Origin of the sequence: Altererythrobacter xiamenensis, assembly GCF_900177715.1 — a bacterium.
GTDB lineage: Bacteria > Pseudomonadota > Alphaproteobacteria > Sphingomonadales > Sphingomonadaceae > Erythrobacter > Erythrobacter xiamenensis.
The window spans coordinates 370797-393818 of record NZ_FXWG01000002.1; the positions used below are offsets into that span (position 1 = coordinate 370797).

Annotated in this window: 25 protein-coding genes; 15 read left to right on the forward strand and 10 right to left on the reverse strand. The window is 62.1% G+C overall.

The features are described 5' to 3' along the window. The first annotated feature begins 8 nt into the window (after window positions 1-8). Together CCE89_RS07085 and CCE89_RS07090 are read left to right on the forward strand one after the other, a co-directional pair. The gene (locus tag CCE89_RS07085; RefSeq protein ID WP_086437348.1) at window positions 9-836 is read left to right on the forward strand and encodes a DUF2059 domain-containing protein; all 828 of its coding nucleotides are present in this window, start codon (window positions 9-11) and stop codon (window positions 834-836) included. A 63-nt stretch (window positions 837-899) separates the two neighbouring features. Continuing rightward, window positions 900-3359: a ligase-associated DNA damage response DEXH box helicase gene (locus CCE89_RS07090; RefSeq protein ID WP_086437349.1), complete on the forward strand. Its 2460-nt coding sequence runs from the start codon at window positions 900-902 to the stop codon at window positions 3357-3359. Window positions 3360-3440: 81 nt separating this feature from the next. Here CCE89_RS07090 and CCE89_RS07095 read toward each other — a convergent pair whose 3' ends face one another. The 6 genes from CCE89_RS07095 to CCE89_RS07120 form a co-directional block, all read right to left on the reverse strand. After that, entirely contained in the window at window positions 3441-4817 is a 1377-nt protein-coding gene (locus CCE89_RS07095; RefSeq protein WP_086437350.1) for an MFS transporter, read from the reverse strand. 173 nt (window positions 4818-4990) lie between these two features. Next, window positions 4991-5431 carry an ExbD/TolR family protein gene (locus CCE89_RS07100; RefSeq protein WP_234989989.1) on the reverse strand — a complete coding sequence of 147 codons (441 nt, stop codon included), beginning with the start codon at window positions 5429-5431 and terminating at the stop codon, window positions 4991-4993. Window positions 5432-5636: 205 nt separating this feature from the next. Then, a complete protein-coding gene (locus CCE89_RS07105) occupies window positions 5637-6083 on the reverse strand; it encodes an ExbD/TolR family protein (protein WP_086437351.1) in 447 nt (148 codons plus the stop codon). A gap of 39 nt (window positions 6084-6122) precedes the next feature. Then, window positions 6123-6653: an ExbD/TolR family protein gene (locus CCE89_RS07110; protein ID WP_200810309.1), complete on the reverse strand. Its 531-nt coding sequence runs from the start codon at window positions 6651-6653 to the stop codon at window positions 6123-6125. Between the two features lie 75 nt (window positions 6654-6728). Beyond that, window positions 6729-7505, reverse strand: a complete 777-nt coding sequence (locus tag CCE89_RS07115) for a MotA/TolQ/ExbB proton channel family protein (RefSeq protein ID WP_086437352.1) — start codon at window positions 7503-7505, stop codon at window positions 6729-6731. Between the two features lie 66 nt (window positions 7506-7571). Next, window positions 7572-8240 carry an energy transducer TonB gene (locus CCE89_RS07120; protein WP_086437353.1) on the reverse strand — a complete coding sequence of 223 codons (669 nt, stop codon included), beginning with the start codon at window positions 8238-8240 and terminating at the stop codon, window positions 7572-7574. Between the two features lie 363 nt (window positions 8241-8603). On the opposite strand from CCE89_RS07120, the gene CCE89_RS07125 reads away from it, so the two are divergent. The 3 genes from CCE89_RS07125 to CCE89_RS07135 all read left to right on the forward strand — a co-directional run bounded on the left by CCE89_RS07125 (window position 8604) and on the right by CCE89_RS07135 (window position 11260). Then, window positions 8604-9443, forward strand: a complete 840-nt coding sequence (locus tag CCE89_RS07125) for a hypothetical protein (RefSeq protein ID WP_086437354.1) — start codon at window positions 8604-8606, stop codon at window positions 9441-9443. A 94-nt stretch (window positions 9444-9537) separates the two neighbouring features. Further along, window positions 9538-9957 carry an acyl-CoA thioesterase gene (locus CCE89_RS07130; RefSeq protein ID WP_086437355.1) on the forward strand — a complete coding sequence of 140 codons (420 nt, stop codon included), beginning with the start codon at window positions 9538-9540 and terminating at the stop codon, window positions 9955-9957. After that, window positions 9950-11260, forward strand: a complete 1311-nt coding sequence (locus CCE89_RS07135; protein ID WP_086437356.1) for a homoserine dehydrogenase — start codon at window positions 9950-9952, stop codon at window positions 11258-11260. The genes CCE89_RS07130 and CCE89_RS07135 overlap by 8 nt, the downstream gene beginning before the upstream one ends. 58 nt (window positions 11261-11318) lie before the next feature. Here the strand turns inward: CCE89_RS07135 and CCE89_RS07140 are convergent, their stop codons facing one another. Further along, window positions 11319-11933, reverse strand: a complete 615-nt coding sequence (locus CCE89_RS07140) for a hypothetical protein (RefSeq protein ID WP_086437357.1) — start codon at window positions 11931-11933, stop codon at window positions 11319-11321. Between the two features lie 21 nt (window positions 11934-11954). Between CCE89_RS07140 and glpX the strand changes: the two genes are divergently transcribed. Further along, the gene (gene glpX / locus CCE89_RS07145) at window positions 11955-12965 is read left to right on the forward strand and encodes a class II fructose-bisphosphatase (RefSeq protein WP_086437358.1); all 1011 of its coding nucleotides are present in this window, start codon (window positions 11955-11957) and stop codon (window positions 12963-12965) included. Window positions 12966-13053: 88 nt separating this feature from the next. Here the strand turns inward: glpX and CCE89_RS07150 are convergent, their stop codons facing one another. Then, the gene (locus CCE89_RS07150) at window positions 13054-13374 is read right to left on the reverse strand and encodes a UrcA family protein (protein ID WP_159456610.1); all 321 of its coding nucleotides are present in this window, start codon (window positions 13372-13374) and stop codon (window positions 13054-13056) included. Between the two features lie 213 nt (window positions 13375-13587). Between CCE89_RS07150 and CCE89_RS07155 the strand changes: the two genes are divergently transcribed. Continuing rightward, window positions 13588-14505 carry a LysR substrate-binding domain-containing protein gene (locus CCE89_RS07155; protein ID WP_268762239.1) on the forward strand — a complete coding sequence of 306 codons (918 nt, stop codon included), beginning with the start codon at window positions 13588-13590 and terminating at the stop codon, window positions 14503-14505. A gap of 295 nt (window positions 14506-14800) precedes the next feature. Beyond that, window positions 14801-15736 (forward strand): ribose-phosphate pyrophosphokinase, encoded by a 936-nt coding sequence (locus CCE89_RS07160; RefSeq protein ID WP_086437361.1) that lies wholly within the window; start codon window positions 14801-14803, stop codon window positions 15734-15736. A 34-nt stretch (window positions 15737-15770) separates the two neighbouring features. Here CCE89_RS07160 and CCE89_RS07165 read toward each other — a convergent pair whose 3' ends face one another. Continuing rightward, on the reverse strand, window positions 15771-16664 hold the full coding sequence (locus CCE89_RS07165; RefSeq protein WP_159456611.1) for a helix-turn-helix domain-containing protein: 894 nt from the start codon (window positions 16662-16664) through the stop codon (window positions 15771-15773). Between the two features lie 132 nt (window positions 16665-16796). Then, on the reverse strand, window positions 16797-17723 hold the full coding sequence (locus tag CCE89_RS07170) for a helix-turn-helix domain-containing protein (RefSeq protein ID WP_234989991.1): 927 nt from the start codon (window positions 17721-17723) through the stop codon (window positions 16797-16799). A gap of 122 nt (window positions 17724-17845) precedes the next feature. On the opposite strand from CCE89_RS07170, the gene CCE89_RS07175 reads away from it, so the two are divergent. From CCE89_RS07175 to CCE89_RS07205, 7 genes are all read left to right on the forward strand, one after another. Further along, window positions 17846-18661: an inositol monophosphatase family protein gene (locus tag CCE89_RS07175; protein WP_086437363.1), complete on the forward strand. Its 816-nt coding sequence runs from the start codon at window positions 17846-17848 to the stop codon at window positions 18659-18661. A gap of 44 nt (window positions 18662-18705) precedes the next feature. Beyond that, window positions 18706-19464, forward strand: a complete 759-nt coding sequence (locus tag CCE89_RS07180) for an SDR family NAD(P)-dependent oxidoreductase (RefSeq protein ID WP_086437364.1) — start codon at window positions 18706-18708, stop codon at window positions 19462-19464. A 1-nt stretch (window position 19465) separates the two neighbouring features. Next, the gene (locus tag CCE89_RS07185) at window positions 19466-20218 is read left to right on the forward strand and encodes an SDR family oxidoreductase (RefSeq protein WP_086437365.1); all 753 of its coding nucleotides are present in this window, start codon (window positions 19466-19468) and stop codon (window positions 20216-20218) included. A gap of 131 nt (window positions 20219-20349) precedes the next feature. Beyond that, window positions 20350-20553, forward strand: coding sequence for a 50S ribosomal protein L35 (rpmI, locus tag CCE89_RS07190; protein WP_086438021.1), 204 nt, complete (start codon window positions 20350-20352; stop codon window positions 20551-20553). 26 nt (window positions 20554-20579) lie between these two features. Then, window positions 20580-20939: a 50S ribosomal protein L20 gene (gene rplT / locus CCE89_RS07195; RefSeq protein ID WP_086437366.1), complete on the forward strand. Its 360-nt coding sequence runs from the start codon at window positions 20580-20582 to the stop codon at window positions 20937-20939. 181 nt (window positions 20940-21120) lie between these two features. Further along, window positions 21121-21993: an AraC family transcriptional regulator gene (locus tag CCE89_RS07200; protein ID WP_159456612.1), complete on the forward strand. Its 873-nt coding sequence runs from the start codon at window positions 21121-21123 to the stop codon at window positions 21991-21993. A gap of 93 nt (window positions 21994-22086) precedes the next feature. Next, a complete protein-coding gene (locus CCE89_RS07205) occupies window positions 22087-22965 on the forward strand; it encodes a helix-turn-helix domain-containing protein (RefSeq protein WP_086437368.1) in 879 nt (292 codons plus the stop codon). Window positions 22966-23022: the final 57 nt, after the last annotated feature.

Here is a 23022-nt window from a genome sequence, read left to right on the forward strand (position 1 = left end):
GTCTGACAATGAAATCTCTGAAGAACACGCTGCTGGTTGCGGGGGCATCGCTCTCGCTCTTCGCCGCACCCGTCCACGCGCAAGACGATGCCGCCGCCGGACCGGACGCCGAAATGATGGAGGCCATGCGCACGATGTTCCCGGTCGAGCCGCTCACGGCCGAGGAACAGTCGCGTCTGCCGATGGCGCGTTCGATCATCGACAAGATGATTCCCCCGGGCACGCTGGGCGAAATGATGGGGGGCATGTTCGATTCCATGTTCGGTCCGCTCATGCAGATGGCGACCAGCAATCCGACCGGCGACGTTGCTCGCCAGCTTGGCATGGAAGCAAGCGAACTCGACCTTGGCGAGGAGCAGGCCGTGGAGCTGGCGAATATTCTCGATCCGGCATGGCGCGAGCGCAATGAAGCCATGGCCACCGTCATGCCCGAGCTTATGAAAGGCATGATGGCGACGATGGAGCCGCCCATGCGCAAGGCCATGAGCGAAGCCTATGCGATCTACTTCACCGATCAGGAACTGGCCGATATCGACGCATTCTTCTCGACCCCCTCGGGACTGTCCTACGCCCGCAAGAGCTTCGCCATGGGCAGCGATCCGCGCATTCTCGGCGCGAGCATGGAGGCTCTGCCGGCGATGATGGAAAGTATGGCCGATATCGAGGCCCAGATGGAGGCTGCGACCGCTGCGCTTCCCGCGGCCAAGAGCTGGGATGAACTTTCCGCTGCGGAGCGCGCGCGCATCTCCGAACTTACCGGGCTGGAGCAAGGCGAAATCGAAGAAAACATGACTTTCGCCGCTGAACTGGAGGCCATGAAGGAAGCTTCCGAATAGGGCTCGAGCAAGCAGGAGGGGCGTTGACGGCACCGGTCGTGGCGCTCAAGCGTTGCGGTCAGGATGACAGCGACGATCCCTTCTGAAATCTCCGACTGGTTCGCGGGCCGGGGATGGCGTGTGCGGCGCCATCAGTCGGATATGCTCGCCGCGTCCGAAGCAGGCCAGCATGCGCTGCTCGTTGCCGATACGGGAGCGGGCAAGACGCTGGCGGGCTTCCTGCCGACGCTGGCCGATTTCGCGCCCTCGCGGCTGGAGGACGGGAAGCCGCCTGAAGGGCTGCACACGCTTTACGTCTCGCCGCTAAAGGCGCTGGCGCACGATGTGCAGCGCAACCTGCTCACGCCGATCGAGGAAATCGGCCTGCCGATCCGGGTCGAGACGCGCAGCGGCGACACGCCGTCCGACCGCAAGAAACGCCAGCGGACGAAGCCGCCGCATGTCCTTCTGACAACGCCCGAGAGCCTTTCGCTCCTGCTGTCCTATCCCGACAGCCTGGAACTGTTCAAAGGGCTCAAGCGCGTCGTGATCGACGAGGTTCATGCTTTTGCCACCGGCAAACGCGGCGACCTGCTGGCCTTGGCGCTCAGCCGCTTGCAGGCGATCGCGCCCGACATGCAGCGTGCGGCGCTATCGGCCACGGTCGCCGACCCGGAGGGCTTCCGCGCCTGGCTTGCGCCTTGGGGTGACATCGACGCGGTCGAATTGGTCGAGGGTGAGAAGGGCGCGGAGCCGCAGGTCGAAATCCTCCTCCCCGAGGAGGAGCGCGTCCCTTGGGGCGGTCACGCGGGACGCTGGGCGATCCCGCAGCTCTACGAGGAGATCCGGAAGAACAAGACGACGCTGGTCTTCACCAACACGCGCTTCCTCGCCGAGTTCATCTTCCAGCTGCTGTGGGACATCAACGAGGACAACCTTCCCATCGGCATCCATCACGGCTCTCTGGCGAAAGAGGCGCGGCGCAAGGTCGAAGGTGCAATGGCGCGCGGCGAATTGCGCGCGCTGGTCTGCACGGCCAGCCTCGACCTCGGCGTAGACTGGGGTGATATCGACTGCGTGGTGCAGATGGGGGCGCCCAAGGGCTCCTCGCGTCTTCTGCAGCGTATCGGCCGCGCCAATCACCGGCTCGACCAGCCTTCTCGCGCTCTGCTCGTCCCCGGCAACCGTTTCGAGTTTCTCGAAGCGACTGCAGCCAAGGATGCGGTCGATGACGGGCAGCGTGACGGCGAGGATTTTCGCGCTGGCGGGCTCGACGTGCTGGCGCAGCATGTCATGGCCTGCGCCTGCGCAGCGCCCTTTCACGAAGAAGAATTGCTCGCAGAAGTGCGCGCTAGCCTCCCATATGCCTGGGTCGAGGAACAGGACTGGAAGCGTGTGCTCGGCTTCGTCGAGAACGGCGGATATGCGCTGCGGGCCTATGACAAGTTCAAGCGGATCGTTCGCGACAAGAATGGCGTGTGGCGGCTGACCCATCCCGAACATGCCCAGCGCCACCGCATGAACGCCGGAATCATCGTGGACTCGGAGATGCTCACAGTGCGGTTTCGCAATGGCCGCAATCTCGGCAAGGTGGAGGAGCGCTTCGCCGCAACCCTGTCGCCCGGTGACACGTTCTTCTTCGCTGGCATGAGCCTCGAGGTCGAACAATTGAAGGACATGGATGTCGTCGTCCGCGCGGCCAAGACAAGCGCGACCATCCCGAGCTATGGCGGGCAGCGCCTGCCGATCAGCACACATCTGGCGAGCCGGGTGCGAACCATGCTGGTCGAGCGCGAGAAGTGGGGCCGCTTCCCCGATGATGTCCGTGAATGGCTGGAGGTGCAGGACTGGCGCAGCCAGATGCCCGGGCCGGGCATGCTGCTCGTTGAAAGCTTCCCGCATCACAAGAAGCATTACAGCGTCTATTATACCTTCGAAGGGTGGAACGCGAACCAGAGCCTCGGCATGCTGATCACGCGGCGCATGGAGGACCGCGGGCTCGCGCCGGGCGGTTTCGTCGCCAATGATTATTGCCTGGCGGTCTGGGGGCTGCGCCCGGTGGAGGACCCCGCGCCGCTGCTTTCGCCCGATATTCTCGCGCATGAGTTCGTCGATTGGGTGCAGGAATCGCACCTGCTACGCCGCGCCTTCCGCGAAGTGGCGGTGATCAGCGGGCTGGTCGAGCGCCAGCATCCCGGCAAGCGCAAGACCGGCAAGCAGGTCACCTTCTCGACCGACCTGATTTACGACGTGCTGCGCAAATACGAGCCCGACCACGTGCTGCTCGAGGCCGCCTGGGCCGATGCCCGTGCGAGGATGACGGATGTGGGGCGGCTGGGCGATTTGCTCGAGCGGTCCCAGCACGAACTGGTCCATGTCGAGCTTGAGCGCGTCAGCCCGCTTGCCGTGCCGGTGATGACGATGATCGGACGCGAGGCGGTGCCACAAGGCGCGGTCGACGAGGAGCTATTGCTTGAGGCGGAGACGCTGGCTGGCGAAGCGATGCGAGTCGATGGGAGAGCGGAGGAGCAGGCAGAGGATTAGGGGGGGTGCTGCGCGCCCCGATGGCTGCGTAAGTGGAACGTCCGGTTACGACCCGATTGCGGTCATTCCGCCTGACACTGTTCATACTGGCTGAGGGGAACTTTCGGTCAAACCAATCTCAACTTCGGCAAGGTCTCTGCGTGAGATGCGGTAAAGACCGCCAAAACAGGCGCCGAGCAGTGCGACGCATCCAGGCACCACCGAGAAGGCTAACATGATGCCCCACAAACCCTCTTCCGTTTGCTCTGCACCTGCAACAAATCCGCTGGCCCCGAGAATAAACGCGGGCACCGCACCTCCAAGCGCGGCGCCCGCCTTGAGCGCGAATAGCGAAGCCGAAATGACCAGGCCCGTCATCTGTATTCCTGACCTCCAGTGAATGAAGCGCGCGATGTCAGGAAAAATCGCAAAAATCGCCACAATGGTCACGCCAAAGGTGAAATTGAACAGAAAGTTCAGCAAGAGGATAAAAAGGTAATTGTCTGGCGGAACAAGGAGATACAGGAGCCGAAGCCCCGCCATGACAAGGAATGTGGCAGCTACAAGTCTGCCCTTGTCCATTTGGCGGAAGAGTTTGGGAGCCAGGAGGGATCCAAAGATACTCGAAACTCCGACCAGAAAGAACAGGCCTAGCCGATCGACGAACAGGAAGACGGCTTGCCCATCATCAACGGTCAGATAGCGGAAATAGAATACCGCGCTACTGGCCATCATCACAATCGTGGCAATAACGCAGATCGCGGCGCCAATCGCGATCCACCAACTGCGTTCGCGGAGAAGGGTTCGCAGTTCCTGACGGATCGCGCTCTTGTGTTGCGGTGGAGCAATTCTTTCGCGGGTTGTCGCAAAACAAAATAGCAACGATAGACTCATCATCACGACAATCATCGACCACGCGATAATAATGCCGTGTGCCTCGTTGTCGCTGCCGACCACCCTGATTATCGTTGTGACGCCCAAGGCAATGACGACGTCGGCGAGGCTAAGTAGAGCGAAACGCCAAGACGCTGCACTTTCTCGCTCCCTTGAATGAGGTGAGATTACACCGAGCAGCGCACAATAGGGCACGTTCGTCACGGTGTAGAGCAGCATAGCGAGCGAGTAGAACACGTAGATCCACACCAGGGTCGCCAGGCCCCCCATGTCGGGCATGGCAAAGACGAAAAAGCTGACTACGCCGAAAGGTATCGCCCCATATAGAAGATAGGGCCGGTATCGGCCCCAACGCGAACGTGTACGGTCCGCGACCATTCCCATGGCAGGGTCCGTCACGGCATCGAAAATGCGCGTGACCAGCAGCATGGTGCCCGCTGCACCCGCGCCAACGCCTTTAAGTTCGACGAGGTAGTAGAGCAGGTAGAATGTGATGAAGCGATTGAAGAGACCGGTAGAGAAGTCGCCCATCGCATAACCGAATTTCTCGATCGGCGAGAGGCGCGTCGAAACAAGTCGATCCATGTAACTGCCCCCTCCCGAGAAAAAGGGGTAAATCAATGGTCCTTTCAGTCAAGCAATTCGCGGGGCGAGTTGGCGGAACTGATTGCGGGATATGGCCTGCAGTGACTGCTTCACACCCACAATCGGAGGGGGTGGCTAAACATAAATGGTCTGAAAGGGACCGTCCCAAGAGGCTATTCTTCCTGCCCAAAGCTTCGATGCTCAGCATCGCCAATAAAAGCGAACCTTGTCGCTCCGGCATCCTTGATCAGCGCGATGGTTTTTGCAGACGCGTCATAGCTGGCGAGGGCGGCGGGCTTGAACTCGAGCAGCGGTTCTTCCGGCAAGCGCGCGGCATTGCCGACCTGCGCCTTGAGGGCCTCGCGAGTGACTGGCGCACCGTTCCAGAACAGCCGGTCGGCTTCATCGATCGTCACGGTGTTGCGATCGGCATTGCTGGTGCAGCCGGAGCACGATGCGGGCAAATCGACATCGGTCGTGTGTGTGGCGATGGGGATCGTCATGATCAGCATGATGAGCAGGACGAGCAGGACATCGATGAAGGGGGTCACATTCATCTGCCCCATGGGCTGCGGGTTCATCGGATTGTGCACGCGCGTAAGGGTAATCGCCATGTTCGCTCTCCTCGAACTGGCCGAGAAACAGAATGACATACCATCACAGAGCCATGCGCAAACGGGGTAGGATCTGGCTAGTTTCATATCGGTGCGACGGTCTGTGACGGGGTAGCCATGGAGTTTGGAGCCATCCGCACCGGACAATAAAAAAGGGGCGGATCGCTCCGCCCCTTCTCGTTTTCCTGAGTGAGTGTCGGGGAGCTTATTCGCTGCCGCCTACACCACCGAACTGGCGATACTTCTCGTTACCGACGAAGCCGAACTTGGTCACGCCCGATGCCTTGATGATGTTGAGCACCTTGGCCGAAAGGTCGTAGCTTGCGAGCGGTTCCGGCTCGAACTGCAGCTCCGGCTCGACCGACATCTGGGTCGATTCCTGAAGCAGGGTGACGAGCTGACCCTGGTTGATCGGCTCGGCATTCCACAGGATCTGGTTGTCCTGCGTGAGCACCAGCTTGTTCTTGATCGGCTCAACCACCACGTCCGGCGGATTGGGCTGCGGGCTCGGAAGGTCGATATCGACCGAGTGCGTTGCAACGGGGATGGTGATGATGAACATGATGAGCAGAACGAGCAGGACGTCGATCAACGGCGTCATGTTCATTTCCATCATCGGCGCGCCATCATCCTTGCCGCCTGACATTGCCATGGGTGTTTACTCCTGTCTCTCTTTCAACGCGGGGCCGGCTTAGATGCCAGGCTCTACCGGGTTGGAGATAAAGCCGACGGTCGGGTAACCGGCCGCCTGCACATTGTAGATCGTGCCCGCCACGCAGCGCCACGGTGCATTCACGTCGCCGCGAATGTGCACCTGCGGAATCAGGTCGGGTTCTTCCATGATCGCTTCTGGGCCACCAGCGCGCTGTACGATTGCATCGAGGCGCTCGAACGCCTGGTCATACAGCTCTTCGGATGAGACCGGGGTCACATTGCCGAAATAGACCCGGCATTCACCGTTGCGCGAGGCCCCTTCGTAGCCGGGTTCGCCAGCGCTGCGACCTGCATTGTCGGTCGTGCTGACCGTGAGCTGCAAGTTCTCGACCTTATCCTTCGACTCGACCGATTCCATGATCGGTATCTCGAGCTTTTCGATGGTCTGGATCGCAACGGGAACCGCGATGAGGAAGATGATCAGGAGAACCAGCATCACGTCCACGAGCGGCGTGGTGTTGATGTCCGACATCGGGGTTTCACCCGAGCCTCCAATCTCAATCGCCATTAGATCATCCTATCCGTAATTCGTCACTTCAATCGTGCTGGGGCGGCGGCCAGCGCCGCCCCGACACCTATCGGTTCAAGCTTTGGTCGCAGCTGGCTTTGCAGCAGCTGGCTTGGCCGCAGTCTTGGCAGCCGGTGCGGCAGCCATGGTCGCAGGCTTGACCTGACCATTCGAGCTGATGTGCGCGAGAATGTCGGTCGAGAAAGCGTTCATGCGTTCTGCGATGCGCTTGTTACGGCTCTGCAGCCAGTTGTAGGCAAGCACGGCCGGAACAGCCACGAGCAGACCGATGGCGGTCATGATCAGGGCTTCACCAACCGGACCAGCGACCTTGTCGATCGAGGCCGAACCGGCGAGGCCGATGTTGATGAGTGCGCGGTAGATCCCGATCACCGTACCGAGCAGACCGACGAAGGGAGCGGTCGCACCCACGGTTGCGAGGAACGAGAGGCCGCCCGACAGTTTCGAGTTGATCGAGTCGGTCGAACGCTGAAGCGAACCGTGCATCCAGTCATGCGCTTCGAGGTGGTCGGTCATCTTGCCGTGCTCTTCGTCGGCCTTGATGGCGTCATCGACGATCTGGCGCCATGCACTGTTCTTTTCCAGCTTGGTGGCGCCGTCCTTGAGGCTGCCGGCACGCCAGAAGTTGGTCTTCACAGCGTTCCACTGGCGGTTGATCTTGGCCTGTTCGAGCAGCTTGGTGATCAGGATGTAGAACGAGCCAACGCTCATGATCACAAGCACGCCGAAGATGAACCAGGCGATAGCGCCGCCCTGTTCCATGGCTTCCCAGAAGCCGAAGCGGTTCTCCGGAGCTGCGTCGGCAGCAGCGGTAAGAAGTTCAATCATCATTGCGAAAAGTCCTCTTGAAAAAAAGTCCCCAGAGCCCCGCCATCACGGCAAGGCCGGTTATCTAGCCTAATTCAGCCTGTAGGTAATGGCCGTTGAATAATTGCCGTTGGTCGGGTTGCCGGCATCGTTGAGCGCAGGATTGAACCGGGCATAACGCTGCATGCCCTCGCAAGCTGCCTCGTCGAGAATGCTCGACCCGCTCGAACGGGTAACCCGGCAGCCCGAAACGCGACCTTCCGCGTTGACGGTAACTGCGACGCCAACCGTACCCTCGATCTCCTCGCGCAGGGCGCGGGAGGGATAATTCTCCTGAATACGGCGCGACCAGCCATTGAGACCCCTCGGCGAAGCACCGCGCGCCTGCGAAGGCGGTGGCGGCGGAGGCGGGGGCGCAACCGGAGCCGGCGGCGGCACGACCAGCGCGGGAGGCGCGGGCGGCGGAATCGTCGGCTGAGTGCGGATCGGCGGCGGGGCCGGCGCAATATTGATTGGCGGCGGCGGTGCGACCGGAGGCGGCGGAGCGGTCTGCTCCGGCTCGGGCGGCGGCGGCTCGTCCGGTTCTTCGGGGGGCGGCGGTTCATCGATATCGACCGTCGTCACGCGCTCGACAACCTTTTTAGCTGCCTCGTAGGCAAGGCCGCTAATCAGCACGTATCCGATCACTACATGAATCAACGCCACGATGATCAGAGCAACAATGCGGTTGCCGCTCATTTGTTGGTCAGCGTAGGCCATCCAGTCGCTTTCTCTCCATCATTTGGTCGGGTTCAACCCGACACTAAGCTTCGCGCAAACACAGGCTTGCGCCAGCTACGACTCCAATTCCTCCCTGGCCGAGCAGCTTCTATGCCACCCGGTGGGCCGCGATTCGGCAGACGCCAAACCGACAACCGAATGACTGCACAAAAGTCCCCAGTGCAACGTCATCCAGCGCCCGCTTTAACGGGCAAGCCCTAGGCAGGCAAACGCTTTATCGGTTCAGGACCGATTCAGCGCCTCTTGTTTCGATTAGGGGAAGCTACGAATATATTGCGGCACTTGCTGGCGCAAGGCGCGTTGATGAACAGGCCCGCCTGAGCAAAGTTTAAGGATTTCTTAATGCGTTTCAATCGTTTGGCACTCATTGCCGCTATCGCGAGCGCTCCTGCGGTCACACCGCTCATGGCGCAAGATCCCGCGGCCGAGCCTGTGCTGACCTATGCCGACATCGCCGATTTGTCCGATGCGGCCGATCTCGTCATTCATGCGCAGATTCGGCGCCAGGTCGAAGTCGAGCGGGAGCGCGCGCCAGGCCTCGAAGCGGGATTCGCCCGGCTTTACATAGAGGCGGAGACGAAGGCTCTGCTGACAGGCTCGGCCCCGATCGGCGAATCGCTGCGCTATCTCGTCGACGTGCCGCTCAATGCGAAGGGCAAGGTCCCCAAGCTCAGGAAGAAAGAGGTCCTCTTGTTCGCTCGTGCAGTGCCGTCGCGTCCCGGCGAAGTGCAACTGGCCGGACCGCAGGCACAGCAACCCTATACTCCCGAGCTTGAGGCGCAGGTGCGCCCGGTTCTATCGGCGCTCGCTTCGCCTGATTCTCCGCCAGTCGTTACCGGTGTGCGCGACGCGCTATCGGTTCCGGGCAATCTCGCAGGCGAATCGGAAACGCAGGTATTTCTCGAGACACGCAATGGGGAGCCGGTGTCTCTCAGCATACTTCGCCGTCCGGGGCGCGAGCCGGTGTGGGGTGTGAGCTGGGGCGAAATCATCGACCAGGCCGCGCGACCGCCGCGCCCCAACACGATCGAATGGTATCGCCTCGCCTGCGCGCTTCCCGCTCGACTGCCATCGGGAGCAAATCTTTCGCGCGTCCCGGCGGAGCGCGCCCAGGCCGAGCGTGACTACAGCCTCGTGATGGGATCGCTCGGTCCATGCGTGCGCACGCTGGTGCGGGGTTGAGCGGTGCAAGAACCGCTGCGCTAAAGCGGCAATTGACGAAACCCAAGACAAAGTGGTTCCCATGGCGGCCAGCCCCGCGCTAGGGCAGCCGTCTATGTCCGAGCCATTCAGCTATACCTTTCGTGTGCGATATGCCGAGGTCGACCCGCAATCGGTCGTCTTCAATTCGCGCTACCTCGAATATGCCGATGTCATGGTGACCGAGTATTTCCGAGATCGCCGTGCGCATGGGCTTGGAGATGATATCGAGTTCCATGTGCGCCGCGCCGAAGTCGACTATATCGCCCCGATTCGCCTCGACGAATTGATCGAGGGCCGGATCAGCGTGCCGAAGATCGGAAATTCGAGCATGGAGCAGCATATCACGCTCCACGGCGCCGACGACGGTGCGCTTCGCGCGGAAATCCGGCTGGTCGCGGTTCATGTCGACCTGCCATCGGGCAAGCCGGAGCGGATACCCGACAGCGCTCGCAAGGCTTTCGGATTTGAAGAGGCGGTAGCCCATAATGGATAAACCCCTTCGCATCGCAATCGCCGGACTTGGCACCGTGGGCACCGGCGTCATCCGCCTGCTCGAAACCAACCGTGACTTGCTGACCGCCCGCGCCGGACGCGAGATCGAAGTAACGGCCGTGAGCGCACGCGACCGCAATCGCAATCGCGGCGTCGACCTGTCCCGCTACGCCTGGGAAGACGATATGACCGCGCTCGCGGCTCGCGAGGACGTCGATCTCGTGGTCGAACTCGTTGGGGGGTCCGACGGTCCGGCGCTGGCTCTTGCCCGCGCGTCGCTTGGCGCAGGCAAGCATTTCGTCACCGCGAACAAGGCCATGATCGCGCATCACGGGATCGCGCTCGCCAAAACGGCCGAAGCCCATGAAGCCGCGCTCAAGTTCGAAGCAGCCGTCGCCGGCGGTATTCCGGTGGTGAAGGGGCTGCGCGAAGGCACTTCGGCCAATGCGCTCGAACGCATCTACGGCATCCTCAACGGCACCTGCAATTACATCCTCTCCAAGATGGAAGACACCGGTGCGGACTTCGGCGAGATTCTCGCGGAGGCGCAGGCGAAGGGATTTGCCGAGGCCGACCCGACCTTCGATATCCAAGGCATCGACGCCGCGCACAAGCTCGCCATACTTGCCGCGATCGGATTCGGCGCGAGGATCGATTTCGACGCAGTGCGCACCACCGGTATCACGCAGGTCAAGGCCGCCGACATCGCCCAGGCCGACGCGCTGGGCTTTGTGATCCGCCTGATCGCCATGGCCGACACCGAGACCGGAGAAGACGGCCGGACGCGCCTGCTGCAGCGCGTGCGCCCGTGCCTCGTGCCAAAGGATCACCCGCTTGCCAGCGTCGACGGCCCGACCAATGCCGTGGTGGCGGAAGGCAATTTTTCAGGTCGCCTGCTGTTTCAGGGTGCGGGTGCCGGTGATGGACCAACCGCCAGCGCGGTCGTTGCCGACATCATCGATATCGCGCGCGAGGAAATCGGCGCGCCTTTCTCGATCCCTGTCGCAGGGCTGGAGCCGATGCCGCCGGTCGAGCCGGGCCACCGGATGGAGCGGACCTATCTGCGCTTCACCGTGACCGACCGGCCGGGCGTGCTCGCCGAGATCACTGCGGCCATGCGCGATGCCGGGGTTTCGATCGAAAGCCTGATCCAGAAAGGCCGCGCCGACGATGGCGGCGAAGTGCTCGTCGCGATGGTTACGCATGAAGGGCCGGAGCGCTGCATCAAAGAAGCGCTCGACCTGCTCGACGGGTCGGAGAGCCTGACCGACGCGCCGCTTGTGCTGCCTATTCTGCGGGATTGAGGCTTTGGAATTTCGAGTGCGGAATTTCGAGTGCGGGCCCGGGTGGCGCGACCCATAATCAATCCACGTCAGGTAATCCGAGTTCGGATTCGTCGATCTCATCATCAGGCCGCGTGGGAGCCGGCTGGAAAGGGTTGCTGTCGCCCAGCGGCGGGAGCCCTCGCGAAATGCGATCGGCATCCGAGCCGGGCGGCGCTTCAGGCAGGGCGGTCACGTCGATGATGAGCGCCTTGGGCGGGACGCTTCCGAATTTCACGCAGCCGACCGGCCAGCCCTGATCATGGCAGTCGAGTATGAAGTCCGGTGTCTTGGGGTCGCTCTTGAAAGCCGTCTCTTCGGCATAGCGCCTCTGCGCTTCCTCTCTTGGCACCGTGCGATACTGGCGCTGGTCCTGTTTTCGGCGGCACACGATGATCTCGCCTGAAAGGATCGCAGCCTCCTGCTCTTCCGAGCAGTCTTCCATCGGCGGCGCGGGACCGTAGAGGTCGTCGATGGTCGCGAGAACGTCGATTTCGACCGAGCCATCGGCGCGCTCGGTTTCCTGCTGGGCAGACAGCGGTGCGGCCAGGACTGCAGCCAGTGCGATCGCGGGTAAAACGATCCTCTTGTGAATTTGACTGCCCCCTGCTCGACAAGCGCCACCCCATGTGGCTAAGCGCGGGGCGCAAATCACAGCTTTGGGACTGAATCACCGATGAACGCCATCAACCCCGACAAGAAACCCAAGTCGAGCAATGTGCTCGATCGGGTGCTCGTACTCGAAATGGTCCGCGTGACCGAAGCGGCGGCGGTTGCCGCCTCAAAGCTGGTAGGCCGCGGGGACGAGAAGGCGGCAGACGCGGCGGCTGTAGAGGCGATGCGCCATGCATTCGACGAGCTCTATATGGACGGCACCGTGGTGATCGGCGAGGGCGAGCGCGACGAAGCGCCCATGCTCTTCATCGGCGAGAAGGTCGGCGGAGCGATCGGCAAGGGCCCGAAAATCGACATTGCGCTCGACCCGCTGGAAGGGACGACGATCACGGCCAAGGCCGGCCCCAACGCGCTTGCCGTGCTGGCTGCTGCGGAAGAGGGCTGCCTCTTGAACGCGCCCGATACCTATATGGACAAGCTGGCGGTCGGTCCGGGCTATCCCGAGGGCATCATCGACCTCGCCAAGACCCCGACCGAAAACGTGGAGGCGGTCGCCAAGGCGAAGGGCGTCCAGCCTTCCGACATTATCGTCTGCGTGCTTGACCGTCCGCGGCATGCCGATCTCATCGCCGAATTGCGCGGGATCGGATGCGGCGTCGTGCTGATCGGCGATGGCGATGTCGCCGGCGTGATCGCGGTGACCGACGAGGACACCACGATCGACATGTACATGGGACAAGGCGGCGCGCCAGAGGGTGTTCTAGCGGCCGCGGCGCTGCGCTGCGTTGGCGGGCAATTCAATGGACGGCTGGTCTTCCGCAACGAGGACGAGAAGGCGCGGGCGCGCAAATGGGGTATTCCGGACGAGGATTTCGACCGCATCTACAAGCTGGAGGAGCTCGCCAAGGGTGACTGCATCTTTGCAGCGACCGGTGTGACCTCGGGCTCGCTGCTCGACGGTGTGAAGACAAAGCGCGGAGCGGGCGGCGCGCGGGTGATGACGACCGACAGCGTGGTGATGCGCGCGAGCAGCGGCACCGTGCGCTGGATCAAGGGAGAGCACCGGGTCTGAATTTCGGGCCCCGTTTCCACCCTATGCCACATACGCAATCGACCCCGACGCCAGGTGACGCCGGAGCCGATCGAAAAGGAGAATTGGTTTAGCGGCTTGCGGTGCGGAACGGAGCGCGGGCTTCCGATTCTGCGAGAAGGGTCAACTCGTCATGGTCGATTGCCGTGATGAACTGCTCCTTCAGGTCGGCTGCGCAACGCTTGATTGCAGCATTGGTCGCGAGGGGCGATCCGGTGTCGCAATAATTCAGCGATGTCTCTTCGATGCGATCGAGCAGCAGGTCGCGCTTGGCGGGGGTGGACAATTCGCTCTGCTTGAAAGCGAACTCGACCACGGTGCCGGTGGTCGCGAGGGCCGGCGTGGTTGCTGCGGCGAAAGTAGCGGCGATAAGGATCATTGATTTCTGCATGAAAGCCTCCATTTGTGCTGCAGTGCAGTGTGGCAATTTGAAACCTATTTGCCATCGCAAAGAGGGAAAGGCCGAGTTGCAAACTCGGAAACACAAGTAAGGCGTTGAGTCTTAAGCGATAAATGACTCTCAGGCATTGTCGCAGAAAAATTGGCGTTGCATTGTGCGCTGCAACATTGTCGTGCATAATGAGGAATACACGAGGAATTTCGTATCCGTAGGTTACCCCCCACCGGCTCCCTCGAAGCTTTTGTCGCTGCCGCTCGCGCAGGTTCGTTGAGGCGCGCGTCCAGCGAGCTCAACCTGTCGGTCTCTGCGCTTAGTCGTCGCGTTCAGAAGCTCGAACAGCATACCGGCCGCCCACTCTTCATCCGGCGGGGCAACGAATATCGCCTCAACGAGGAGGGCAGGCGCCTTCTCGCGCGGATCGAGAAGCCGTTCGACGACATGACCGCTGCCTTCGATCCTTCCGGAGGTTTGAACAAGAAGGCCCTGACGGTCGGCGTCCCGACCTCGTTCGCGACTGCCTGGCTGATCCCGCGGCTGGACGATTTCCGCAAACGCAACCCGGACATAGATCTCAGGCTCGATACATCGGGATCGCCGCTCGAAAAGCTTGGCGAGAGCCTCGACATGATCATCTTCTTTGCCGAAGAGGGCGAGGAACCGGTCGAGTTCGAAGTGTTGCGGCCACAGGGCGCCTTCCTGGTGGCGCAAGACGGGATAGTCGACCGCCGTGACGGTCTGAAGAAGGCGCTGCGGGAAACGCCGCTGCTCGTCCATCGGCATCTTCCGCATATCCTGGAGAATTGGCTAAGCGACCTCGGTCTTTCTCAGGATACCCAACTCAACATCGACTATTTCGACGACGGCCCGCTGTTGATCGCTGCCGCCCGTAGCGGCCTGGGCCTCGCGCTGGTTCTGGAGGACATGGTCAAGTTCTATGGCGATTCTGCCGGACTGGTGCGTCCGTTCGGGGAATATGTGAACACATCCTTCAGTTATGCCATCGCCACGAAGCTCGCTTCTGGCAGCGTGCATGCAGTCGAACGGTTCAGGACGTGGATCGTCGAAGAGACTCGCAAGGAGTGCGAGATCACCCTGCCGACAAAAATGCTGGAGGCGTCGTAACGCCTCCAGCGTGAGTTTGGGAGAGGTGCCTGACGGGCAAAATCCGTCTGACCAGCCCTCTATCGGCCTGTCCGCTCATCCTCGCCATCGCAGAGAGAGAAAGGGGCGTTGCAGAATGTGCAACGCGGCGGATTGCGCCCCGTAGCTGCCGTCCGTCCTCCGGCAACCTCTTGCAGTTGCGCGATAGGGCCAGATTGCTGTTTCAATCTGACGACAACCTGCCTGCCCCACTGTTGCGTTTCCACGTGTCTCGGCTAGGCGGGTTTCAACGTCTGCACTCGGGGATTCGCGCAAGATGAAGATCATGTCGGCCAACTCTAACCTGCCGCTCGCACGCGCGATCGCCGGTTATCTCGAAATGCCTTTGACCGATGCCAGCGTGCGCCGGTTCGCCGATGAAGAGATATTCGTAGAGATCAACGAGAACGTTCGCGGCGAAGATGTCTTCCTCGTCCAGCCGACCAGCTTCCCGGCCAACGATAATCTGATGGAATTGCTGATCTGCATCGATGCGCTCAAGCGCGCTTCGGCTGCGCGGATCACGGCGGTCGTCCCCTACTTCGGTTACGCGCGTCAGGACCGCAAGCCCGGTCCGCGCACTCCGATTTCGGCCAAGCTGGTCGCGAACCTGATTACCGAAGCGGGCGCCGATCGCGTGCTGGCGGTGGATCTCCACGCCGGGCAGATCCAGGGCTTCTTCGATATCCCCACCGACAACCTCTATGCCGCACCGGTGATGGCGGCGGATATCCAGGCACGGTACGGCGATCAGGACCTGATGGTCGTTTCGCCCGACGTCGGCGGCGTGGTCCGCGCCCGTGCGCTGGCCAAACGGCTCGACAACGCCCCGCTCGCCATCGTCGACAAGCGGCGCGATCGCCCGGGTGAGAGCGAAGTGATGAACATCATCGGTGACGTACAGGGCCGGCACTGCATCCTGATCGACGATATCGTCGATTCAGGCGGCACGCTGTGCAACGCGGCAGAGGCCTTGCTCGACCAGGGCGCAGCTTCGGTCGCGGCCTACATCACCCACGGTGTTCTTTCGGGCGGCGCGGTGGCTCGTGTGGATGGTTCGAAGCTCAAGGAGCTGGTCATCACCGATTCGATCCGTCCGACCGAAGCGGCCGAAGCCTCCGAGCGTATCCGTATCCTCACCATCGCCCCACTTGTTGGCGAGGCCGTGCGACGCATCGCGGATGAAAGCTCGGTCAGCTCGCTCTTCGACTAAGACTGTTTTGCGCGAGGCGCTCGGCAGAGCGCTTTCAGCCTTCGCCCAGTTCCTGCATGCGGCGGGCCTGGCGCTGCTCCAGCGTGACCTTCAATAGTGGGCGTGGCCGGTCGCGGAAGCGGCGCGGCGTGACCCCGAAATAGGCGGTAAAGTCGCGGATGAGGTGCGACTGGTCGAAATAGCGCAGCATCAGTTCGTCTTCCTCATGCTGGTCGGACACGCCGCACAGCAAGGCCGCAACGTCCATAGCTCGCGCGCGCCGCATGACCGCACGCGGAGTGACGCCGAAGTCGCGCTTCACCACCCGCTCCAGCTTTCTCAGGCTGATGTTCTGGCTTTCAGCAAAATCGTGGAGCGATTGCATGGGATCTTCGAAGGATGCCCGCTGGAAAGCGGTTGAAATCGGATCGGGCGGGTCGGGCTGGACGCGCGCGACAAAGCGGCGCACCGCCTCCTCCAGCGCAAGGTTCCAGCGTACCGGTGTGGTGTCCGCATTGAGTTCGCTGCGGAACTCCTCGTCCATCAGGCCGAACAGATCGTCGCGCACGATGCGGTCGGTGATCTCGGCAGACGACCTCTTTGTCATTTCGTGCCAGGCCCCTGCACGCAAGCCGATTCCGGCAGACATGATGTCGCCCTCGCAGGTGAGCGGCATGAACTTGGAATGCTGGCCGAAGACGAGCGCTTCGTTCTGGTAGGTTTCCTTGCCTTCCGGATACTCCGCGGTCCACAAACCGTTGAAGACGAAACGAACATAAGTGAGGTCGTTGCAGAGCCCGTCGGAAACCATTTCGCCCGGATCGGCGGGAGCCCTGATCGAAACCATGGTGGCGACCCAGGGCGAAATGTCCTCGGCCGGCGCACGATTCTCGGCGAGCTGCGGACCATCGCCATCCGCGCTCCAGATCGGCGCAAGAATCTCGCGCATCTTATCTGGATCGCCTCTATCGGGCATGGCGGATGCTGTCCCCTTCACAAGGTATTGTTTTCGTCCGCAAGCGGTCCGGGGCACTTATTGCACGCGTTTGCCACGGTGGTCCAGTGCGGAACAGAGCGGATTCTATTTCCTCCAGGGAAGTTCATCGCCCGGCAGCAGTCGGCCCAGAACTTCGAGGCGACGCGCCTGACGCGCTTCCAGCGTCAGCGTCATCAGCGGCTGCGGCGTGCGCGCGAACTGTCTCGGCGTCATGCCGAAAAAAGCAGTAAAGTCGCGGATGAGATGCGACTGGTCGTAATATCTGAGAGCCAGGTCCTCCGCCTCGGCATTGTCGGAAACCCCGCGCAGTTCGGCCGCCATATCGAGCGCCCGCGCACGGCGCAGGACCTGCTTCGCGGGCTGTCCGAAAGCCTTCTTGATTATCCGCTGAAGCCGCCGCCGTTCGATACCGTGCTCGCGGGCAAAATCGCCGAGATTGAGGTTGGGATCGGCGAAAGCCGCCTTGTCGAAAGCCTCGACGATGGGATCGGGCTTCATACCGCCCGATAATTCGATCAGCTGGCGCAGGAGCGCCTCTGCAACCTTGAGCCAGCGTTCGGGCGGGCCTGCCGGATCGAACCATTCGATCAATTGCTCGCTCGTGCCCCAGGTCTTGTCACCGTAGATGTGGTCGTAGAGGATAATCCGGTCGAGCGTCTCCTCAACCCTGGGACCATGCAACGCTGCAACGGCGCCGGGTTTGAGCGCGACGCCGAGGGTAGCGAACCCGCCTTTGACGCTGATCTTCATGCGTTTGGTTTGCGGGCCGAAAAACAATGCCGCGTTCTTGTAGCGGCCCACTCCGTCACGGGTTTCCGCCTTCCAGTCGCCCCTGAACAGCACACGCAGCACAGGCGTATCGGACACGAGCCCGCATTCGATCAGACTGTCGGGGTCCGCCGTGACGTCGGTGGCGAAGATCCTTGCGATCCACGGGGAGAGGTCTTCGGCAGGGGCGAGGTTGTGCGAAGGCAATCCACCGGCGCCGGTCAGCCCGAGCGCAGTGCTCAAGCCGGGGCTGGCGACCCGCTGATTGTTTTCCCTGGCCACTTGGCTATGTCTTCCCTGTTTGGCGGCCGAAGCTGTTCGAACGCGCCGCCCCAAAGACACTACTCAATATAGCATAGGCTGTAATGGACAGATCCGACATAAATACAGCGAACCGGCTCGCCGACTCTGCGCGCGAGGCGATCCGACCGCTGTTCCGCGGCGATTGGACCGCAGAACAGAAGGAAGATCACACTGCGGTGACCGAGGCCGATCGCGCGGCCGAGGCTGCGATGCGGGCGATTCTGGAAGAGGTCTGCCCCGGCGACGGCATAATCGGCGAGGAGTACGGCACGCGCAACGAGGGTGCTGGCCGCCAATGGGTGCTCGATCCGATCGACGGCACGCAGAGTTTCGTCGCGGGCCGCCCCATCTTCGGCACGCTGATTGCGCTGATGCAGGACGGCTGGCCCGTCATGGGGGTGATCGACCAGGCGATCCTTGGGGAGCGCTGGATCGGCGTGATCGGCGAAGGCACCACCTTCAACGGCAAGCCCGTCCAGACGCGCCGGTGCCGTGCGCTTGAAGGGGCATCGGTCGCGACGACCAGCCCGCATGCCTTCGCCGAGGAGGACGTCGATGCCTATCTGCGCCTCGTGGCCAAGGCTTATCCCAAGCGGCCCTATCCCGTGTACGGCGGCGATTGCTACAATTACGCGCTGCTCGCCTCGGGCCATCTCGACATCGTGATCGAGAGCGGGCTCAAGCTGCATGACTATGCGGCACTGGTGCCGGTGGTCGAAGGGGCTGGCGGGATGATGAGCGACTGGCAGGGCAATCCATTGGACGCGAAAACCGCAGAGAAGGAAGGCGGCCGCGTCATCGCTCTGGGTGAACCGGCGCGGCTCGAAGAGGTGCTCGAGGCGATAGGCGGGGTCGACAGCCATGACCACGACCATTGACCGCCCGCTCGGGCACTGACGCCCGCTCCGCTCGTTGAGGGCGCATGAAAACCATCTGTGTTACCGGAGCCGGGGCGGGCATTGGCCGCGCCATCGCGATGCATTTTCACGGGGCCGGCTGGCGCGTTATCGGACTCGACAAGGATGCCGAGGCGCTGGCCGAACTGCGTGGCGCGCTCCCTCGTGACAGCGCGCTCTTGCTGACCTGCGATGTCGGCAAGGAAGGCGAGGTGACGCGCAGTTTTGTCCGGATCGAGGAATGGCTCGATGGCGGTGCGCTCGACTGCCTCGTCAACAATGCAGGCATCGCTGATCCCTATTGCGGCCCGCTCGAAGATCTCGCGCTTGACGATTGGCAGAGCTGGATCGACGCCAGTCTGACCGCCGCCTTCCTTTGCAGCCGCGCGGCTGCGCCTTTGCTGAAACGCGCAGAAGACGGCGCCAGCATCACCAATATTTCCTCCACCCGCGCGGTGATGAGCGAGCCCGAATGCTTCGCCTATGCCGCGGCCAAGGGCGGGGTGGATGCGCTGACCCACGCAATGGCGGTCAGTCTGGGGCCGAAGATCAGGGTCAATGCGGTGCGGCCGGGCTGGATCGAGACCGGCCCGTGGCAGAAGGGCGGCGAGCGCCGTGATCCGAGCCATCGCCCTAAGGACCTGGAACAACATCCGGCAGGACGCATCGGCAGGCCGCAGGACATCGCAGGAGCGGTCGAATATCTGCACGAGGCAGGTTTCGTGACGGGGCAACACCTCAATGTGGATGGTGGCATGACGGTAAAGATGATCTACGAAGACTGACATGACCTGGGGTGCAAGACTGGAAGGCCGCGTCGCGCTCGTCACCGGGGCGGCGCGTGGCATGGGTTTCGAGATCGCGCGGCGGCTGGCCGATGAAGGCGCGACCGTCTGGCTTAACGGGCGCGATGCCGAGGCGTTGCGCCGCGCCGCAGCCGAGATCGAGGGCGACGACCGGACCATCGCCTTCGACATCTGCGACGAGGAAGCCTGTATCGAGGCTTTCGCCATGATCCGTTCGACCACCGGGCTCGACATCCTCGTCAACAATGCAGGCGCGCGCGACCGCCGCACGTTCGATTCTATCGAGCGGGCAGACATGGCTCGGCTGATGGAGGTGAACCTCGTTGCGCCCTTCGACCTCGCCCGCCGCGCGGCTCCTCTGATGCGAGAGCGCGGCTATGGCCGGATCGTCAATATTACCTCGATCGCCAGCGAGATTGCGCGCGGCGATGCTGCCTACACCGCGAGCAAGGCGGCGCTCGATGGCGTGACCCGCTCGCTCGCGGCTGAATTGGGGCCGGACGGGATCACGGTCAATGCTGTTGCGCCCGGCTTCGTCCTGACCGAAGCGAACAAGGACTGGTTCGAGAAGGACGGCGAGGTCTCGGAGCATCTCGCGCGCCGCACCTCGCTCGGGCGCTGGGCCGAGCCGCATGAGATCGCGGGTGCAGTCGCCTTCCTCGCTTCGGAAGACGGCTCATACGTCACTGGGCACACGCTAGTGGTCGACGGCGGCTACGTAACGCACTTCTGACGGGGAAATCCCTTGCATTCCGTCCGTGAATCGCTATTTGCGCGCCCTTCACTGACACGTGATTCATTCGCCGGTCTGGCCGTCAGGGCTGCCAGGGCTGGTTGAGCGTGTCTCTGCATTAGGAGATGAAAATGCCCAAGCTTAAGACCAAGAGCGGTGTGAAGAAACGCTTCAAGATCACCGCAACTGGCAAAGTCAAGCACGGCGTCGCTGGCAAGCGTCACCGCCTGATCAGCCACAATGCGAAGTATATTCGCCAGAACCGCGGCACCACCGTCCTGTCGGAAGCCGACACCAAGACGGTCAAGAAATGGGCCCCTTACGGGCTCGACTGAGCGCGCTGGTCTAAGGAGAATATACTATGCCTCGCATCAAACGCGGCGTTACCACGCGCCAGAAGCACAAGCGGCTGCTCGAACAGGCCAAGGGCTATCGCGGTCGTCGCAAGAACACCATTCGCATCGCGCGCCAGGCCGTCGAGAAGGCTGGCCAGTACGCTTACCGTGACCGCAAGATCAAGAAGCGCAACTTCCGCGCTCTCTGGATCCAGCGCATCAATGCTGCGGTTCGCGCCGAAGGTCTGACTTACTCGCAGTTCATGCACGGCACCAAGCTGGCCGGTATCGAACTCGACCGTAAGGTCATGGCGGACCTCGCCATGAACGAGGAAGCGGCATTCAAGGCGATCATCGAGCAGGCCAAGAAGGCCCTGCCCGCCTGATTTGCCGACATTGCGAAATGCGAAGGGCGGTCCTGCGGGGCCGCCCTTTTGTATGCGCGCTTGACTCGGGGCTGTCACAAACCCGACAATGGCGGCGGGGAAAAACAGGGTCGCTTCATACGATGCGCACACATTATCAGGGGCTTGGCTGCAGCAGCCTGCATACATGCGGGCGGGCCGAGTGAACCCGCCGTGCGACCTCAAGGTGCGCTTTTTCAAGCCGCCCGACGATCTCGCGGGATGTTTCTCGGTTGTCTATCGCGCCGATCTCGTTGTCGAGGAAGACGGCAGGATCGAGGATGTGCTGCTTCCCGAATGGACCAATATCCGGATCTTCCGCGGCACATATCCCATCGCTTCCTTGCCCGATGGCGAGGTTTCCGGCGATGCACGGCTGGTGGCGACCGGACCAACTACCCATGGCACGATGTTCAGTCTTGGAACCACGCGGATGTGGGGCGTGGGCCTTTTTCCCGAAGGTCTGGCGCGGCTGACGGATCTTCATGCAGACCATGTCGCCAACACCATCTGCGATGCGGAAGAGAGCCCGGCGCATGCCTCGATCGCGGGGCTTGCCGATCACGTGCTGTCCTGCGAACCGGATGACGATTGCGAGAGCGAGGCGATCTTCCAGTTCTTTCGCGAGAGGCTCAAGCCGGTGCGCCACCTCGAACAGATACGCCAGATCCATCGCGCGCTGCTGGCGGAACAATCGGCCAATGCCGGACATCTTGCCGACGAAGCGGGTTTGGGCAGACGCCATCTAGAGCGGCTCGGCAAGCGCTACTTCGGCTTTACGCCCAAGGCACTGCTACGTCGTCAGCGCTTCGTGAGAACGCTCTCCACTTTCGTCTTGCAGCGTCCGGTCTTGTGGACCGCGGCAATGGACAGCGACTATTACGATCAGGCCCAGTTCACCCGCGAATTTCGGGAGTTCATGGACATGACGCCGCAGCAGTTCGCCGCGATGCCCCATCCGATCCAGGACGTCTTCATGGTCGAGCGGGCCAAGCTTTGGGGCTCGCCAGCGCAGGCGCTCGACCTGCCAGACTAATTCGGGCTGACATTTTGTCCCTAGGGCGCATTTGTAAAAAGACGCCAGGTTTGCCAGTGATCGCCCTGATGAAAGCGATTCGGAAACTTGGCGATGACTGACGAGCACGGCAGGTTTCGGGTGCGCAGCAATTTCCACGCCCCACCTCCGGAGTTCGACGGGTGTTTCACGACATTCTACCACCTTTCTCTCGAGGTGGCGGACAGCGGCACGGTGAGCGATCACCTCCAGCCGGAATGGGGCAACATCCGCTTTTTTGCGGGCTCCAGACCGAAAGCACGGATCGGCGATAGCGAAGTCGAAGGCGCGCGCTTTACCGCCACCGGCCCGAGTACCCTGCCCGCCCATTTCGAACTCGGTTCGGCGGAGATGTGGGGTATCGGCTTTCTTCCTCTGGGCTGGGCCCGGTTCATCGCCCGCGATGCCGAAGACCTTTGCAACGTCGTTTGCGATGGCGAGAAGGATGCGGCCTTCAGCAAGTTTGCCCCTCTCATTCAGCCCCTCTGCGACGACCGGCTCGACAGGCAAGCGCAGTTCGATGCCATCGTGGAGGCAATGCGCAGCTTGATGCAGCCATCGCGAGACGAAGAGAGAATTCGTCGCGTGCACAAAGCCATGATCGAACCCGCCGTGACGACCGTCGCCGATTTTGCGGAACGCAGCGAACTGAGCGTGCGCAGTCTGGAGCGGCTCTGCTGCCGCTACTTCGGATTTTCGCCCAAACTTCTGCTGCGCCGCCAGCGATTCATGCGCAGCCTCGCCACTTTCATGCTCGATCCCGGCGCGAACTGGACTGCGGCGATGGACGAGCATTATCATGACCAGGCCCATTTTACGCGCGAGTTTCGCCAGTTCATGGGTATGACACCGACCGAGTATGCCGCGCTGCCGCACCCGATCCTGGCATCCTTCGTGGAAGCGCGGGCGCGCATGTGGGGCTCGGCTGCACAGACGCTCGACAAGCCTGGCTGAAGCTTCAGTCGCTGCCGCAGTACGGCCCGCAGCGCGCCGGACCTACGGCAGGAGCCA